This is a genomic window from Bradyrhizobium sp. LTSPM299 (genome assembly GCF_000938235.1).
Lineage (GTDB): Bacteria > Pseudomonadota > Alphaproteobacteria > Rhizobiales > Xanthobacteraceae > Bradyrhizobium.
The window spans coordinates 384,021-400,887 of record NZ_JYMU01000085.1; the positions used below are offsets into that span (position 1 = coordinate 384,021).

Annotated in this window: 16 protein-coding genes; 6 read left to right on the forward strand and 10 right to left on the reverse strand. The window is 62.1% G+C overall.

Annotation, left to right across the window (positions count from 1 at the left end):
- Nucleotides 1-35: 35 nt before the first annotated feature.
- From UP10_RS46180 to UP10_RS37475, 3 genes are all read left to right on the forward strand, one after another.
- Nucleotides 36-680, forward strand: a complete 645-nt coding sequence (locus tag UP10_RS46180; RefSeq protein ID WP_245322153.1) for a hypothetical protein — start codon at nucleotides 36-38, stop codon at nucleotides 678-680.
- Nucleotides 681-940: 260 nt separating this feature from the next.
- Nucleotides 941-2,179, forward strand: coding sequence for an NAD(P)/FAD-dependent oxidoreductase (locus tag UP10_RS37470; protein ID WP_245322154.1), 1,239 nt, complete (start codon nucleotides 941-943; stop codon nucleotides 2,177-2,179).
- Nucleotides 2,180-2,246: 67 nt separating this feature from the next.
- On the forward strand, nucleotides 2,247-2,696 hold the full coding sequence (locus UP10_RS37475; RefSeq protein ID WP_044592135.1) for a hypothetical protein: 450 nt from the start codon (nucleotides 2,247-2,249) through the stop codon (nucleotides 2,694-2,696).
- Between the two features lie 62 nt (nucleotides 2,697-2,758).
- Here UP10_RS37475 and UP10_RS37480 read toward each other — a convergent pair whose 3' ends face one another.
- The 7 genes from UP10_RS37480 to UP10_RS37510 form a co-directional block, all read right to left on the reverse strand.
- Nucleotides 2,759-3,325, reverse strand: a complete 567-nt coding sequence (locus tag UP10_RS37480; protein ID WP_044592136.1) for an NADPH-dependent FMN reductase — start codon at nucleotides 3,323-3,325, stop codon at nucleotides 2,759-2,761.
- Nucleotides 3,322-4,107, reverse strand: coding sequence for an enoyl-CoA hydratase (locus tag UP10_RS37485; RefSeq protein WP_044592137.1), 786 nt, complete (start codon nucleotides 4,105-4,107; stop codon nucleotides 3,322-3,324). Before UP10_RS37485 ends, UP10_RS37480 begins: the two co-directional genes overlap by 4 nt.
- Nucleotides 4,108-4,190: 83 nt before the next feature.
- On the reverse strand, nucleotides 4,191-5,417 hold the full coding sequence (locus tag UP10_RS37490; RefSeq protein ID WP_044592138.1) for a CaiB/BaiF CoA transferase family protein: 1,227 nt from the start codon (nucleotides 5,415-5,417) through the stop codon (nucleotides 4,191-4,193).
- A 35-nt stretch (nucleotides 5,418-5,452) separates the two neighbouring features.
- Nucleotides 5,453-6,304, reverse strand: coding sequence for an enoyl-CoA hydratase-related protein (locus tag UP10_RS37495; protein WP_082077485.1), 852 nt, complete (start codon nucleotides 6,302-6,304; stop codon nucleotides 5,453-5,455).
- A 60-nt stretch (nucleotides 6,305-6,364) separates the two neighbouring features.
- A complete protein-coding gene (locus UP10_RS37500) occupies nucleotides 6,365-7,585 on the reverse strand; it encodes an acyl-CoA dehydrogenase family protein (protein WP_044592140.1) in 1,221 nt (406 codons plus the stop codon).
- Nucleotides 7,586-7,675: 90 nt separating this feature from the next.
- The gene (locus UP10_RS37505; RefSeq protein WP_044592141.1) at nucleotides 7,676-8,653 is read right to left on the reverse strand and encodes a 3-hydroxyacyl-CoA dehydrogenase NAD-binding domain-containing protein; all 978 of its coding nucleotides are present in this window, start codon (nucleotides 8,651-8,653) and stop codon (nucleotides 7,676-7,678) included.
- 20 nt (nucleotides 8,654-8,673) lie between these two features.
- The gene (locus UP10_RS37510) at nucleotides 8,674-9,591 is read right to left on the reverse strand and encodes a DUF5050 domain-containing protein (RefSeq protein WP_044592142.1); all 918 of its coding nucleotides are present in this window, start codon (nucleotides 9,589-9,591) and stop codon (nucleotides 8,674-8,676) included.
- 407 nt (nucleotides 9,592-9,998) lie between these two features.
- On the opposite strand from UP10_RS37510, the gene UP10_RS37515 reads away from it, so the two are divergent.
- The 3 genes from UP10_RS37515 to UP10_RS37525 are packed head-to-tail and all read left to right on the forward strand — an operon-like array spanning nucleotide 9,999 to nucleotide 14,345.
- Entirely contained in the window at nucleotides 9,999-11,060 is a 1,062-nt protein-coding gene (locus UP10_RS37515) for an HlyD family secretion protein (protein ID WP_050044024.1), read from the forward strand.
- Nucleotides 11,057-13,387, forward strand: coding sequence for an ABC transporter permease (locus UP10_RS37520; protein ID WP_044592143.1), 2,331 nt, complete (start codon nucleotides 11,057-11,059; stop codon nucleotides 13,385-13,387). Before UP10_RS37515 ends, UP10_RS37520 begins: the two co-directional genes overlap by 4 nt.
- A 10-nt stretch (nucleotides 13,388-13,397) precedes the next feature.
- Nucleotides 13,398-14,345: an HlyD family secretion protein gene (locus UP10_RS37525; RefSeq protein WP_245322155.1), complete on the forward strand. Its 948-nt coding sequence runs from the start codon at nucleotides 13,398-13,400 to the stop codon at nucleotides 14,343-14,345.
- Between the two features lie 271 nt (nucleotides 14,346-14,616).
- Here UP10_RS37525 and UP10_RS37530 read toward each other — a convergent pair whose 3' ends face one another.
- The 3 genes from UP10_RS37530 to UP10_RS37540 all read right to left on the reverse strand — a co-directional run bounded on the left by UP10_RS37530 (nucleotide 14,617) and on the right by UP10_RS37540 (nucleotide 16,843).
- Nucleotides 14,617-15,612, reverse strand: coding sequence for a LysR family transcriptional regulator (locus UP10_RS37530; RefSeq protein WP_044592145.1), 996 nt, complete (start codon nucleotides 15,610-15,612; stop codon nucleotides 14,617-14,619).
- 123 nt (nucleotides 15,613-15,735) lie between these two features.
- Nucleotides 15,736-16,416: a DUF1028 domain-containing protein gene (locus tag UP10_RS37535; protein WP_044592146.1), complete on the reverse strand. Its 681-nt coding sequence runs from the start codon at nucleotides 16,414-16,416 to the stop codon at nucleotides 15,736-15,738.
- A gap of 7 nt (nucleotides 16,417-16,423) precedes the next feature.
- Nucleotides 16,424-16,843: a RidA family protein gene (locus UP10_RS37540; protein WP_044592147.1), complete on the reverse strand. Its 420-nt coding sequence runs from the start codon at nucleotides 16,841-16,843 to the stop codon at nucleotides 16,424-16,426.
- Nucleotides 16,844-16,867 lie beyond the last annotated feature (24 nt).

The window sequence follows — 16,867 nt, forward strand, 5'->3', positions numbered from 1 at the left end:
AAGAGCTGTCGTGCTCAGTTCGGACAATTGTCGCTGTGTGCATTCAATATGCGTCGTCAGTTTCGGCAGCGATTGAACGCGGCTGCTCGATTGGGGCCAATCATGCTCAAAACTGTCAGCTGTCGGGTTCCGATCTAACGAGCCGCGCCGCGATCGCACGTTTCAGGATAGTTCGAGCACATTTCAACAAGCGCGCTGCGCCAGCTCTTCCTAAAGCAGACCCTGTTCGAACAACCGCAACAGGCCGCTTCCCAGCTCTGATCGACGAGGTCTGTTTTGTTTACCTGGAAGCGACCGCTGCACCTGACGGAGAGCTATCAATGAAGACACCTTCGCTCTGGATCATTGCAGTCGCCTGCCTAGTCACTCCGGCATCGTTGGCGCACGCGCGCTCCGCCTACGACGGCTCCTGGGACCTCGTCTTCGTGACGCAAACGGGCACCTGCGATCCCGCCTATAACTTCACCGTCAATATTTCCAACGGCGTTGTGACCCATCCCAATCTCGTAAAATTCAAGGGATACGTCGCCAAATCCGGTTCCGTTCGTGCGTCAGTAACGGTTCACGACAAATTTGCGTCCGGCACGGGCCGGCTTTCCGGAACCGCGGGTCGCGGAAGATGGAACGGCAGCGCGGCGGGCACGCGATGCTCTGGCTACTGGACCGCGCAACGCAATTGATGAATTTGAATGGCCGTGAAGTCGGGCTGATCCTCCAGCGCGCGCTGCTCGAACGTGTAGTGCCTCCTCCGCATGATGAGGCACGATCGTTCAACGTGCCGCAGCGCGGTCCAAGAATAGCGTGAGGCCCCGCCGTACCAATGCCAATCGGGGGGCTAGCCCCAGAGAGCGTCGGTGTACCCATGACTACAGTTCTGACCAAATCCTTTCCGCAAGAGAAGCCAACTGTATTAAAGGCGGATCCGGGCAAGAAACGCGTCTTGATCGTCGGCGGTGGCTTTGCCGGTATCGCGGCAGCGCGCGCGCTAAAACGCGCCGATGTCGAAATCACGCTGATCGATCGGCGTAATCACCATATCTTTCAGCCACTGCTGTACCAGGTCGCCACCGCTGTTTTGTCGCCCGCCGAGATCGCGGCGCCGATCCGTCAACTCGAGGCGAAACAGAAGAACCTCAGCGTGTTGCTGGCCGAGGTTAAGGGGCTCGATCTCGGAGCCCGCACGGTCGAGACCATTTGTCCGGGCGTTGGCAGCCGGAAACTCGACTACGACTTCCTGCTCATCGCCAGCGGAATGCGGCCGAGTTACTTCGGTCATGACGAGTTCGCGCGATTCGCGCCGGGCCTCAAGAGTCTCAACGACGCTGAAGCGATCCGAACCAAGATCCTGAGCGCGTTCGAATTGGCTGAATCGACCGATGATCCGAACGAGCGTGCTCGGCAAATGACCTTTGTGTTGGTAGGCGGTGGCCCGACCGGCGTCGAGCTCGCCGCCTCGATCGCTCAACTGGTTTCGGTGACCCTGCACAACAATTTCCGCAGGATCGACCCCGCCAAGAGCCGAATTCTGTTACTCGACGGCGGTGCTCGTATTCTTCCGACCTTTGCAGAGCCGCTATCGCGAAAAGCAGCAAAGCGGCTGACGAAGCTCGGCGTCGAGGTTTCGACGGGCGTAAAGGTCGAGAAAGTTGACGACCAGGGCGTGATCGCGGCCGGCGAGCGGATTCCCAGCGCCACCGTGCTCTGGACGGCAGGCGTCAGCGCCTCGCCGGTTGTGAAAATGCTGGGGACGCAGACCGACCGTGCCGGGCGCGCGCTCGTTGGCGCTTTCATGGACATTCCCGAGGCGCCCAACGTGTTTGTAGCGGGCGACGCCGCCGCGATGACCCAGGATGGTCACCCCGTCCCCGGAGTGGCGCAAGCAGCCATTCAACAGGGCCGATTTGTCGGGCAAGTCATCACCAACCGAGTCAGGGGGCGCAAGGACGGCCGGCCGTTTCGATACCGCAACAAAGGCAATATGGCGGTGGTCGGCAAGAACTTCGCCATCCTCGAGTCCGGCCGCTTGCGCAGCAGCGGCTTTGTGACCTGGCTGGTGTGGGCGGCACTACACGTGCTCGCGCTGCCGCAGCTTCAGAACCGGTTCCGCGTTCAGACGCAATGGTTCTGGTCTTATCTGTCCGGGCAACGGAGCTCACGGCTGATTTCCGAAGGGCCCTGATCGTCCGCGTCGCAGCAGTGAGGCCCGGTAGTCGTCACTATCCGGCAGTTGGTTGGGGATTGCACCCGTGGACGTCTCCATCATCTCGGCACTCGCCGCCCTCACCGGAGCAGCCGTCGGCGGCTTGACGAGCGGAATTGCGACTTGGCTGAACCACCGCAGCCAGATCCGCGTCGAATGGATACTTCACGAGAAAAGCCGCCGGCAGACCCTTTACAGGGATTTCATCGAAGGCGCGGCCAAATGTTACATTGACGCGCTCCAGCACGATGAGCCCGACATTCCCGGCCTTGTCGGTCTTTACGCGAAGCTGAGTGCGATGCGAGCGATATCTTCAAAGCCGGTGCTCCATCGTGCCGAAGATATTGCCCGAAAAATCCTGGACACCTATTTGGAGCCGGACAAGAGCTTCGTCGAACTGCGCAAGATGGCTATCGATGGCACGATCGATCTGTTGCGAGGCTTCAGCGAGGCGTGCCACGACGAATTCGAGCAGATGCGTCCAATGCGATTTTGAGCCTCACCCCGCGATTTCGATGCGCCGCCCGCGCTCGCCGCAAGCCATCGGATGCACTGACCTTAAGAGCGGATCGTCTCGACCCAATTCGCGAACGCCTGCATGAACTCCTGCAGGAATTTACGGGTGCCATCGTTGACGAGCTTGCCATGTTCATCGAACAGCTTGTCGGCATGGCCGACATAGGCCTCGGGCTGCTGCATGGTCGGCACGTTCAGAAACACGAGCGACTGCCTGAGATGGTGATTGGCACCGAAGGCTCCGATCGCGCTCGGCGAGCCGCTCATGATCGCACCGGGTTTGCGGTCCCAGACGCTGCTTCCATACGGCCTGGAGCCGACGTCCAGTGCATTCTTGAGAGCCGCCGGCACCGAACGGTTATATTCAGGCGTGACGAACAGCACCGCGTCAGCGGCCCTGACGCGCTGCCGGAACGCGGTCCATTGCGCGGGCGAAGCGCCGGTCTCGAGATCCTGATTGAACAGCGGCAATTGCCCGATCTCGACAATTTCAAGCGTCATCGAAGATGGCGCGAGTGATATCAGCGCATTCGCCAGCATCCCGTTGATCGAAGCCTTCCGCAGACTCCCAACCAATACGCACACGTTCATCGGTTTATCCACGTTCATGCGGTCGCCGGAGATTTCGTGCTCTTCGTGAAGTCGGGCTTGCGCTTTTCCAGGAAAGCCGAGAACGCCTCCTTTGCGTCTTCAGAGCGGACTTGCACGCTGAACTCTTCGTTCTCGGCCTTCATTGCGGCCTTGATCTGCTCGCGAAATGGCTGCTTCATGAGCCTCTTGCTGGCTTGCAGCGCTGCGGCCGGCTTCGCTGCCAATTTCCGGGCCGTTTCGGTCGCCTTTACCAAGACGTCCTTGTCGGATACGACCTCGGTCACCAGACCCAACTCCGCGGCCCGCCCGGCATCAAACGGAGATCCCAACAAAATCAGCTCCGCGGCACGGAGCTGACCGATCCGCGCCGGCACCGAGCAACTCGATCCGAACTCCGGTACGACAGCAAGATTGATGAAGGGCATCTGGAATTTCGCGCTCTCGCCCGCGTAAATGAAGTCGCAGTGCGTCAGCATGGTGGTGCCGCCACCGATGGCGGCGCCGTGGACCGCCACCACGACTGGCTTGTCGAAGTTGACGAACGCATGCATGAGGCCGGCTTGTGGCGATTCGCCCGGCCCTGGAGGATTCTTGAGAAAATCCTCGATATCGTTGCCCGCGCAGAACGAATCTCCCGCGCCATGCCAAAGCACGACACGCGTGCTCTCGTCACTCGCCGCCTTGTTGAAGATGCCGGCGAGAGCCACGTACATGGCTGACGTCATCGCATTCCGCTTTGTCGGGCGGTTGAACTGGACGCGCAAGACGCTTCCCGCGTGTTCGGTAATGATATCATCCATTGTCAAATTCCGGGTTTGTTTGCTGAATTTCATGGCAAATCGAGGTTCGGGGCGGCTGCCGCCGCCCGGAGCGTGTCGCCGAGCTAGGCCGCATGTTCCTTTGCTTTCGGAATCGCACCGCTTTCATGCAAACCGTCGATCTCGGCCGCGCTAAATCCGAGTTGCCGGAGAACCTCCTCATTGTGCTCTCCAATCTTCGGGGCGCGCTTGGCGGGTACTTTGGCGACGCCATGCACCTGCATCGGGCTGCTGATCGTGGACGTCAGCTTGCCGCCGGCACCACTAAGCGGAACGATGATATCGTTCGCCTGGAGCTGAGGATCGTTGATCACCTCCTGCGGCCCACGTACCGCTCCGAACGTCACGTGGACGCCATTGAACACCTCGTACCAGTGGGCCATCGGCTCGCCACAGAATATCTCGTCGAGGATCGCCGTGAGCTGTGGCATATTCGCCGTCAGCTTCGCCGGATCGGAGAAGCGGGGATCGGTCAGAAGGTCAGGGCGGCCGATGGCCTTGGCGACGGCCGCCAGCTTGTCGGGCGTGATGATGAGAACGAACCAGGTGTCATCCTTGGCGCGCCAGACGTTCATCGCCGCATTCGCTGGATTCTTGCGATCGTGCAGCCCGAAGAATTTCGCATCGCAAAGCGCTGCCTGGATCGAGACGCTGGCGGACCACACGCCTTCGGCAAGCAGCGAGGTCGTGACATGCGCCCCCTCCCCCGTCCGCTCGCGACGATAAAGGGCCGTGACGATCGCCGAATAAAGCCCGACGGCGGTGGCATTGTCACCGCTGCCGGCGACCGGCCAGGTCGGCGGCGCGCCGGCATCGCGCGTCATCGACAGCAAACCGCTGCGTGCCCAATAGGACGTTATGTCGAAGCCGGGGAGATTCGCATCCGGCCCCTTGTCGCCGAAGCCTGAGATGTCCGCGTAGATCAGCCGCGAATTCCACTGCACAACATCCTGATATTCGAGCTTCAATCGTGCACGCGCGGGATGCGGCGTGTTGACGATGAGAACGTCGGCCCATTTGACCAGCTTCTCGAGAACCTGATGGGCGCTCGGGGATTTCAGATCAAGGGCGATGCCACGCTTGTTGCGATTGGCAAGGTGCCAGGGGTAGGCATCCTCGGCGACCGGCTGCGGCGGGAGATGGTTGGCATGGCGCCACAGTTCGCCGCTCGGCGGCTCCACCTTGATGACGTCGGCACCGAAATCCGACAGGATCACCGCGGCGCTGGGGCCTGCGATGAAGCTCGCGAGATCCACCACTTTCAGTCCAGAGAAGATATTGTCGCTTGCCATAGCTGTCCCTTCCAAATCGCCGTATGTGGAATGTTTCACCGACCGCGAAACTGCGGCGCGCGTTTTTCGAGGAAGGCCGTTGTGCCTTCCTTCTTGTCTTCCGTTGCCGCGCAGATTCCGAAATAGGACGCCTCGAGCGCGAACCCCTCGGCCTGGCTGGTGTCCATCCCCTTGTTGGCCGCCTCCAGCGAGAACTTCACAGCGATCGGCGCATTGGCCGCGATCTGCTTCAGAATCGTCTCGGCACGGTCGATCAGGCCGGCCGCAGGAACGACTTCGTTGACGAGGCCGATGCGATAGGCTTCCTGTGCGGAAATCGTCTCGCCCGTGAGGATCAGCTGCAACGCACGCCCCTTGCCCACCAGACGCGGCAAGCGCTGCGTTCCGCCACCACCGGGCAACAGGCCCAGCTTGACCTCGGGTTGCCCAAATTTGGCGTGCTCCACCGCGATCCGCATCGTGCAGGCCATCGCCGTCTCGCAGCCGCCGCCGAGCGCAAAGCCGTTGATCGCTGCGATCACCGGTTTGCCAAGGTTTTCGATGAGGTCCAGCACACCCTGCCCGAACCGGCTGGACTCTTCGGCATCGTAGGCATCGACATGTGCAAGTTCGCTGATGTCGGCGCCGGCGATGAAGGCCTTGTCGCCTGCGCCGGTGAGGATCACGCCGTGTACCGACGCGTCGGCCTTTGCATCCTCGAATGCGGCGCGCAAATCGGTCCAGGTCGGCGTATTGAGCGCGTTGAGCACCTTGGGCCGATTGACCGTCACGTAGGCGATCGAACCCTTTTTCTCGTACAGGACGTTCGCAAGCGCCAACGCTGCCCGCGGCAAGGAGTTGGGTACTGTTGCAGGCGAAGGGGTGAGCGGTGCAGCTTGCGAAGCCATAATCGTATCTCCTGGATTGGGAGGGCAGCCGGCGTCGGAGCGCCGGCGACGCTCGGGATGTCAGATGAAGGCGCCGTGACCAGTGATGGCCTTGCCGACGATCAGATTCTGCATCTGATAGGTGCCTTCATAGGAGTACAGCGCTTCGGCATCGGCGAAGAAGCGCGCGACGTTGTAGTCGGCGACGATGCCGTTGCCGCCCAGGACCTCGCGCCCCCACGAGACCGTCTCCCGGGATTTCGCCGTGCAGAACGCCTTCGCCAGCGCCGCATGATGGTCGTCAAGCTTGCCTTCGTCGTCCAGCTGCGCCAGCCGCAGCATCAGGCACTGGCACGCCGTCAGGTTGGCGAGCATCTTGGCCAGCAGATCCTGGATCATCTGGAACGACGCGATCGGCTTGCCGAATTGCAGTCGCTCCTGGGCATATTTGAGGGTCGCTTCGTATGCGCCCATCTGGATCCCGGTCGATGCCCACCCCACCATGTATCGCGTCATCCGCAGCACGCGGGCGGTATCGCGGAACGAGTTGCCGCCCTGCAGGCGGTTCGCCTCCGACACCCTTACGTCCTTCAGCGTGATCTGGCCGTTCTGGACCACCTTGAGCGCGATCTTGTGCTCGATCTTCTCGACGCTAAACCCGGGTGTCGATTTGTTCTCGACGATGAAACCCTTCACCTGGTTGTCGGCGAGATCGCGCGCCCAGATGATGGAGAGATCGCACCACGGCGCGTTGCCGATCCATCGCTTCTGGCCATTGAGAATCCAGGTATCGCCTTCACGCTTGGCCGTCGTGGTCATGCCGCCGCTCGTTCCCGAACCGACCAGCGGCTCGGTGAGGCCGAAGCAGCCGATCTTTTCGTAACGCGCCATCTGCGGCAGCCATTTCTGCTTCTGCTCCTCCGATCCGTCGAGATAGATCGAGCCCATCGCCAAGCCATTGTGCACGCCCCAGAACGTACAGATCGACGCGTCGGTGCGTGCGATCTCCATCGCGACGAAACCAAACAGCTTCTGGTTGCCGCCAGCACAGCCGTAGCCCTCAAAGCCAAGGCCACCGATGCCGAGCTCCTTGAACGATGGCAAAAGCTCGAACGGAAAGGCGTCGTCAGACCAGTATTTGTTGATGATCGGCTGGACTTTGCTCTCCATATAGGTCCGCACCTTCTTGACGGTCGCTCTCTCCTCGGGGGTGAGAAGGTCGACCAACTGATAGAAGTCGCCATTTGGAACGGGCACCGGCCTCGGTGTGCCGGTCTTGCCTGCTGCGGTTGCTGTGGGCATTGGAAATCTCTCCTCGCTGCGGCTCGGAAGCCTAGAAAGTTGAAGGACCGGATTGGACGTAATGATCGATCTCGCCGAGGGCGCCTTGCCTCAGGCAACCGACGCCGGCGATTTCGTTCGGCTCGACCTCGCCACCTTGTTGCGCAGCTCGATCAGGCCGAGCAAAACTTCGTCGCGCTCCGCCTCCAGCTCCTGGATGGTGCGCGAGCCCGCCTCGGCATGCACGCTGTCGATCAGCTTCTTTTGCACTTCCGGAGTCAGCACCGGCGAGCCGAGAGTCTTCCACCAGGCGGTCATCGGGCCAGTGAACTGCTGGAAGAAGTGCTCGATGCCGCCCGGACCGCCGCCGAGATGGTTGAGCATCAAGCCGCCCATGACGCCCCAGCGCAGACCCGGCCCCCAGGACAGGGCGGTGTCGACATCGGCGGCGCTCACTACTCCCTCGGCGACGAGGTAATAAATCTCGCGGCTCAACGCCGCCTGCAGCCGATTGGCGACATGCCCCGGCATCTCCTTGTTGACGCGCACCGTCCGTTGCCCGATCGAGGTGTAAAATTCATCCGCGCGCTGGATCGTTGCTGCCGAGGTCTTGGCACCGCCGACGATCTCGACCAGCGGGATCAGGTGGGGCGGATTGAACGGATGACCAATCACGCAGCGCTCGGGATGAGACGCGGCGCCCTTCTGGATTTCGCTCATGGTGAGCCCCGACGAACTCGACGCGATGATCACGTCGGGCGGTAGCAGCTCATCGAGCTGCCCATAGAGCTTCTGCTTGAAATCGATCCGCTCCGGCCCGTTCTCCTGGACGAGGTCGACGCCGGCGAGCGCCTTGGCAAGGTCGGGCGTGAACGTCAGGTTCGACTGCGACGCTCCCGACGAGAGGCCCAATCGTTTCAGCGCAGGCCAGGCGGTCTCGACGAACTTCCTCAGCGCGGCTTCCGCGTTCGGAGCGGGGTCGGTGGCGACGACCTGCAGTCCCTTGGCAAGATACAGCGAGCTCCAGCTCGCGCCGATCACGCCGGTGCCGATGATGGCGATGCGGCGAATAGGCTTGGTATCGGTCATGTCATTTCTCCGATGCGTTGTCAGATTTCGGCGTAGGCGATGCCGGTGAGATTGCCCTGGGCGAAGAGGAAATTTCGTTCACCCGATCCATCGAGCCGCGCGAAATAGACTGAGCCGGCGAAATCGGTCACGAACATGCGATCGTTTGGAACGTCGAGCGCGATGCCGATCCCCTCCATGAGATGGGTCACCACGATCTCCGGTTCGGCGGGCTTGTTGTCGATCGAGGCCCGGTTCACGGTGTTGCCGCGCGGGGGGTCGCCGCGGTCGGTCCAGTAGAGGACACGGTTCTTGACGTCGAGCTCGAGATCGATCGGCTCCGGCAGACCGTCGTAGAATATCTCGATGTCGGACCTGGTCGCTGCAGTCTGGCCGGCAGGAATTTCGAGATTGGCGCGGAACAGGCGGCCGAGCCCGGCATTATCAGGGCCTTTTTGTGTCCAGTAGAGATGTCCGAATTTCGGGTCGATCGTCAGCCCGACGCACCATCGCGTCTGATCGCGGCTATCGGCCTCGCCGCGGCCGGCTTCGATCAGCGTCTCCAGCTGCGAGCCGTCGAGATTGCAGCGCATGACGCGCATACCTTCGCGGTCGCACCAATAGAGCTTGCCAGCCGTTTTATCGAGAATGATCTGCTTTGGCGTGTGGGTGTTTCCCTGTGGGACGATTGTCTTGCGGTTCTTGCCGTCGATATCGGCGCGCTCGATGGATCCGTCATCCAGGCTTGGGATGCCCATATTGGTCCAGTAGATATGCCCCGCTTCGGTATCCACGACGATGCCGTCCGGCAAATGGCAATCCGACACGATAGTCTTGCGGTCGGAGCCGTCCGTATTCATGGAGTGAATGCGGCCGGCGTTCAGCTCAAGGACAAAGAGACGAGAGGCGACGGCGCCGGCGACCGAGCTTCGGTTGTTCCTCGTGACGGCTTCAGACATGCGACACCTGTATGACGGTTTGACGCGACATTGGTCAGCGCTTGACCGTGACTGTGCCGGGAATATCCGCCACGATATTGAATGAGACGATCGTCGCTGGAATGGTCGTGCTTCTTCTTCGCTGTCGCACAGCACAGCTCACCCCTGCTACGCGCTTGCACATTTCGTGCTGCGTTGGCGTCGCTATCTCGGTCCAATGTACGACAGCTTATTTTTCGCTACTTGTCCCCTCTCATTCCCCCGGTTAGGCTGGAATTGAGCGCACGAACCTGCAAACCGGAGCGCTTCCAGACAAGCGGTGAAATTTGTGCACTGGCTAAGTCGACTTGCCGCCAAGTCAGACACGGTGCATGGAAGTCCGGCGAGGCCTGACAACCAAGACGGTCATGAACCAAGTGGAGACAGGCATGGACACGCCGACCTCTGGCGAGGACGTTCAAACTGCGCCCGACGTACCGCGTGACGGACAGGACAATAACACGCGCACGGCGACGCGTACTCCTGCCATTGTCGTCGGTATCGTCGCAGCTATTGTTGTGGCGCTATCCCTCTTCTATCTACTGCGGCCGGTACCGCTGCTCGTGCAGGGCGAGGCCGATGCAACGCGGTTCGATATTGCCGCGCGGGTCGACGGACGGGTCAAGGAAATCCCCGTCGAACGCGGCCAAAACGTTGCTGCGAACGCTGTGCTCGTAAGGATCGACAATCCGGAGACTGTCGCCAAGCTCGAACAAATGAGAACGGCGATGGCTGTTGCCGAGGCACAGCTTGCCAACGTGCTCGTCGGAACGCGGGCGGAAACCATAGCCGCACGGAAAGCCGAAATGGAGCGCGCGCAGGCGGCCCTGGTGCTGGCGCAGAAGACCTTTGAACGCACCCATACGCTGACCGAGCAAGGCAATGCGCCGCAGGCCCGCCTCGATCAGGCGACCGATGCGCTGCATGAGAGCGAACGCGGGGTCGATCAAGCCAAGTCAGCCTACGAACAGGCGGTCAATGGCTACACGAAGGAAGAACGCGCCATCGCGAAAGCCAACGTCGAAAAAGCCAACGCCGATATCCAGAGCGTGCAGTCGATCATCGATCAACTCGTGGTCTATGCCCCCGTCGCCACGCAGATCTATCAGCGCAATGTGGAGCCGGGCGAATACGTATCGCCGGGCGTGCCGCTGGTGACCCTGATCGACCTCGCCGATGTCTGGATCCACTTCGATCTTCGCGAGGATCTCGTCAAGAACCTGAAGGTCGGCGATCGCTTCGATGTCCGTATTCCGGCCCTCGACGATCGTCGCCTTGCGGTCGAGGTCAAGCTCATCGCCACCAAGGGCGAGTATGCAAGCTGGCGGGCGACGCGCGCCACCGGCGATTTCGACTTGCGGACGTTTTCGATCCGCGCCTACCCGGTCGAGCGGGTGCCCGAGCTGCGGCCGGGAATGAGCGCCTATCTCGACTGGCGGGCACGGCAATGAGGGCGGCGTCAAAACCGGGATTTCTGTCGGTCGCGCGGCGCGAGTGTCAGTGGCTGTTTCACGATCGCGTGGCGTTGCTCCTGATCTTCGGCGTGCCGCTCTTTGCGTTCGTGGTTCTCACAACGGTGTTCAGCCATCCGGTGATACGGGGACTTGGGGTGACGATCGTCGACGAAGACAAGTCGGACGCTTCGCGGGCTCTGGTGCAGTACGTCGCCGCGTCTCCCAGCCTGAAGATCGTTGACCGCTCCGGTACGTTGTCCACCGCCGCGCAGGACATACGGTCCGGCAAGGCGATCTCGGCAATTTACATCCCGCCGGACTTCGAGCGTGACCTGAAGGCCGCGCGCCGCCCGCAGGTGGTCGGCTTCTATAACCAGCAGTTCCTGACAGCATCCGGTATTGCATCCTCGGGCCTGAGCGATGCACTGTCCGCCGCGGCGGCTGTCGCCGCTCCTGCCACCCGCGCGGCACCTGCGCCGACGTCGCTGGGAACGATGACAGCGGAGACCATCGCGCTGGTCAATCCGCAAAAGAACTATGCGCAGTTTCTGTTGCGCGCGCTGCTGCCGACCATCATCCATGTGGTGATCACGCTCGCCGCGGGCTACTCCGTCGGCTCCGAATTCCGCCGCCGCGACGCCCGAGCCTGGCTCGAAAGCGCCGGCGGTGATCCGGTCGTCGCGCTGGTCGGCAAGCTTGCGCCGCTGTTCGGTGTCTTCTTCCTGATCATGCTGGCCGTGCCGCTTCTTCTGGAGGGCATGCTGCAAATCTCCTTTAAGGGTGATTTGCCATTGATGCTTGCCGCCGGCTCCCTCCTCATTATTGCCTATCTGTCGCTGGGGGCCTTGCTGCAACTCCTGGTCGGCGAGCTGGCGACGGGGCTGGGACTTGCGGGCCTGATTGCCTCTCCTGCATTCGGCTATGCGGGCGTCGGCTTTCCTTCAGTCGGCATGAATACGTTTGCGCAAGTCTGGGGCTCGATCCTGCCACTGCGCTGGTACATGGCCGTCCTGTTGGGACAAGCGGCACGGGGACTGCCGGTCTCGGAGTCCGCCGTTCCGTTCGCTGCGCTCGCTGGCCTGGCGGTGCTGTTTGCCGGCCTCGCTTTGTGGCGCATGGCAAGCCTCAAGCGCAAGGGCTGGTTCGAGGCGATACGGCCGGCCGAGCCAACCGCGAGCAAACCGACGCCACGCGGCATCGGCGGCGCCTTCAAGGCGGAGTGGCACCGCGTGCTCGGAACGAAGAGTGCCTTCAGCCTGCTGTTCCTGGCTCCCCTGGTTTACGGGGTCTATTACCCACAACCCTATCTGAATCAGATCCTTCGCAAGCTTCCCATCGCGGTGGTCGACAACGACTTAAGCGATCTCAGCCGCCAGATCGTCGAGACGCTGGATGCAAGTGGCGCGTTGAGCGTTACGGTTCGGGCCCGCACCCTCGCCGAAGCGCGCGCCGCAATCGATCGTGGCGAGGCCTTTGCCGCCGTCGATATCCCGCCGGGCACCGAGCGCGACGTACTCAAGGGGATCACCGCTCACATCCCGGTCTACGCGGATGGCACCTACCTGTTCATATTCAGATCGACTGCAAGCGGCGTCGCCACAGCCGTCGGAGCATTGACATCTGACCTCGTTTCGCGAGGCGCTCGCTCGGACGGAAGCCTTGTTAAGGCGAAGTTGGCAAGCTTGAGCCCGGCGGACGTCCTGCTGCAGCCGATCTTCAATCCGGTGGGCGGCTACGCCAGCTACGTCGTCCCGGCGGCGTTTGTGCTGATCCTGCAACAAACCCTCCTGATCGGTGCGGCGATGCTGACGCGCACGTCGCTGGCGAGCTCCGGCGGAGCGATTTCCGGTGTGTTCGGTCGCGGCATCGCCCACCTCACCATCTACCTTCCAGCGCTCGCGCTCTATCTCATCGTGCTGCCGCGCATCTATGGCTTCTCGACGCTCGGCCATCTCCCACAATTGTTCGCGCTCGCGACCGTCTTCCTGCTCGCGACGAGCTTCCTGGGGCAAGCCATCGGGGCCTGGTTCACGCGGCCCGAAAACGCGACGATCCTGCTCCTTGCCACCAGCCTGCCTCAGTTCTTCACCGCTGGTTTCGCATGGCCGCGCGAAGCAATCCCCGACGTGGCCGTCGCGCTGGGTCGGCTGTTCCCGGCGGACGCCGCGATCGATGGCCTGGTGCGCATCAACCAGCTCGGAGCCAGCATCTGGGAGGTCGCGCATGACTGGCTCGGACTGTGGTGTCTTGCACTGGGCTATTTCGCGCTCGCCGTGATCTCGGCGATTGCCGTCAAGAGAGGACAGCGACATGCACAAGGCTAGCCGAGCCGCAATGGTTGCGATCCCGCTTGTGCTCGTCGCGGGCGCTCTGATCTATTTCGAGCGTCGTCCCGAATCCCCGGCCCCAATCGTTGGCGTCGTGCGCGCGACCGAAGTCAGGGTCGAGCCGGAAGTGAACGGCCAACTGGTGTCGATTGTTGTCGCGAAGGGCGCGCAGGTGCGCGCGAGCGACGTCCTGGCGAGACTCTCCGCCGTCGAGTTGACGGCACAGGCAGACCAGGCCCGCGCCGCACTCGCGTCGGCAACCGCGAACCGCAACAACGTCTATGCCGGCGTCCGTCGCGAACAGGTCGACTCTCTGAAATCGGCAATCGCCAAGGCAACTGCCCGCCTCGACTATGTCCAGGCTCAGCTCACCAGAACCAGCACATTGGCCCGCCAGAGCTTTGAATCCCAACAGACGCTCGACCAGGCCGAAAACGACGTTGCGAGCGCACGCGGCGACGTGGCCGAAGCCCAAGCGAACTACGATGCCGCTGTGGCGGGCCCCACCCGGGAGGAACGCGCCATCGCCGACGCGCAGGTCGAGGCCGCTGCGGCCGCGGTCGCGGTGCTTGAGCGCCGTCTCGACAAGATGGTGTTGCGTGCGCCGGCCGACGGTGTCGTCAGCGTGGTCGCCGCAGAGGTGGGCGAGAACGTTCGCGCGGGTCAACCCATCCTGATGGTCGAGGCATCGGGCAAGCAGTGGCTCTCGTTTAATGTACGCGAGGACCATCTCAATGGCGTTACGGTCGGATCGACAGTAAACGTGAAGCGGAACGGAGCCGATGGCGCGACCAAAGCCGTCATCACCGAGCTGCGGCCGCTCGGAACGTTCGCGACCTGGCAGGCCGAGCGGGTCATTGGCGATCACGACCGCAACACGCTGCGCTTGCGCCTCGACCCGGAGGCAGAGCCGGCAGGCCTTGAGCCAGGCATGACCGTCTGGATCGAGAACTAGCGAGGGCACCGAGCGGCGAAGACTGCTTCGGTCATCGAAGTACTAATCGGCTCGCCAATCTTCTCCCGCACCGACCGCGAATGAACTTCTGCAAAGGTCGGCATTGACGATTCATGGCTTGCCGAATTAGATCACACCTTCTGGAAACATCGGTCCCGGCTGGCGCAGACACTCCTTCCGTTGCCATTTATGGATGGACACGACTTGATACGGGTCGCCCGTCCGGGGACGAAGCAACGGCCTCGCCGACCCGCAACCGCCGTCCGGCGCATCAACTCGACGAGTCGTCGCCGGGCAGTGACCCGTCGCCAACGACCGGCCCCAGAAAGATACGGCGCTCCATGACCGGCGCCACCATGCCCGGAATGTATGCGTCGGAGACGAACCGGCGGCAGTGCTCCTCGAAGACTGTGACCAAGCGAGACTTGCGGCTCTGCGACAACGTCAGCACGCCGATCACCATCGGCCGATGGTCACCCGACAAGCGAACCCGCGAGACGCGCCGTCCGTCAAGCGCAAGTTCGCAACGCGGGCGAACGTTCGCGAGCGTATAGCCGTAGCCGTTAGCCACCATGGTCCGGATCACATCCTGGTGTGTCGACCGCGATGCGATGTTGGGCTCGAGGCCTTCCTTCATGAACATGCTGAGGAAATATTCGCGGCTGATCGGCAGATCCAAAAGGATCAATGGCTCGCGTGCCAGTTCCTGCAGACTGACGGCAGAGTGTCGCGCCAAGGGCCCCGCCTCACTGACCATGACGTGCGGCGGCAGGCTCGCCAACGGCAAAAACTCGAACTCGTCGGGAATCAACAGGTCATAGGTGATCGCGACGTCGAGTTCGGCACTCAGCAGACGCTCCAGCAACTGCTCATGGTCGGCGACCGTTTGGACGATACGCGATTCCGGATAGGTCGACGTGAACGAATGCGACAACTCCGGCATCACCATCGGCGCGAGCGTTATGAAGCAGCCCAGCGACAATTGTCCACGGACGCGCTCCCCGACCTCGGAGGCGACAGAATAGACATGCTCAGCCTGTTCGATCAATTGCTTGGCCTCGACCAGCAAAAGCCGGCCGGCCGACGTAAGCGAGAGCCCTTGTGCATGGCGACGGATGAAAAGCTGGGTTCCGAGTTCCTCCTCGAGATGCGCGATCGCCGTCGAGATCGATGGCTGCGATATGTTGACGCGCTCGGAGGCCAGAGTGATGCTTCCCGTCTCGGCCGTCGCGATGAAGTACTCGATCTGGCGTAGCGTGTATCTCATGTGGTGCTATTGACCCCTGCGGAAGATGACCGATGGCGATCACACCCTCTTCCCGATCGGGGCGCGGGTCGCGTTTCTTCGGGCGGAATATAGCAGGATTGACCGGACCGAACCGGACCACCTTCAGATTCGGCTTTCACCGGCCACGCCGAAGCGGGGCGCTTCGGACGGGTTGCTCGCACGCCGGACATAATCTTCGACTTGGGGTTCGTAGCAGGTCCAAGCCTCCGCCAACGCTGCGATCGGCCGGTCGCTCCAGTCGACCCGCAAATCCACGATTGGCCAGGACACATCTCGCACCACGCAAAGACCCGCAGAGCGCACCGGTCCGGCCTCCCCGCCCTGGTCGAGCCCAACCTGCAGGGCCGCGAGCAGCCGCATGGCAAACGGCTTGCCGACGCTGGCCTGATAACCCTGGACCATAGTGGCCGGCACCTGGTCATTGGCCAGCAAATTGCCGGCAGCAATCACGCCATCGCCAGGATGGATGGCGTGGATGCCAAGGGTGTTGCTGCCGGAATGGAACGCGACGCGCCCGACTGCGTCGACAAGCGCAAGCTGCCGATATGCGATAAAGGGGGTCGACGCGACAAGCGCGTCACGAACTTCACCGGCGCTCAAACCCCGCGCCAGCAGGTCGAGGCCGATCTGGCCCAGCGCAGGATCGGTGATGTTCTGGCTCGCGACCGCGCCGGCTTTGGCGCGCAGATGAACGCAGCGTGCCGCCACTGCCGGCGAGGAGGACGAAATCACCATTCCAAACATCCCGGTGTCCGCGCACCGGGCCGTCAGGGAAAAGGTCATGCCGGCCTCATCGGTTGTCGGGAATGACGGCGGTGACGTCGACCTCGACCAGCCATTCCGGCCGCGCCAGCGCCGACACCACCAGACCAGTCGAGACCGGAAAGACCCCCTTCAGGTATTCACCGATCTTGCGATAGACCGGCTCGCGATAGCGTGGGTCGGTGATGTAGATGGTGATCTTGCAGATGTCTTCGAGTCGCGAGCCAGCCTCCTCCAGAAGCGTCTTGACGTTGGCCATCGCCTTGTCGGTCTGACCAACGGGATCGCCGATGGCGACATTCACCGCGGTGTCGAGATCCTGCCCGACCTGTCCGCGCACAAAGACCATGCTGCCCCTCGCGACCACGGCTTGGCAAAGATCATTGTCGAGCTTCTGCTCGGGATAGCTGTCCTTGGTGTTGAACTTGCGAATGCGCGTGTGAGTCATCGGCTGTCCCGTAGGGTCACTGGA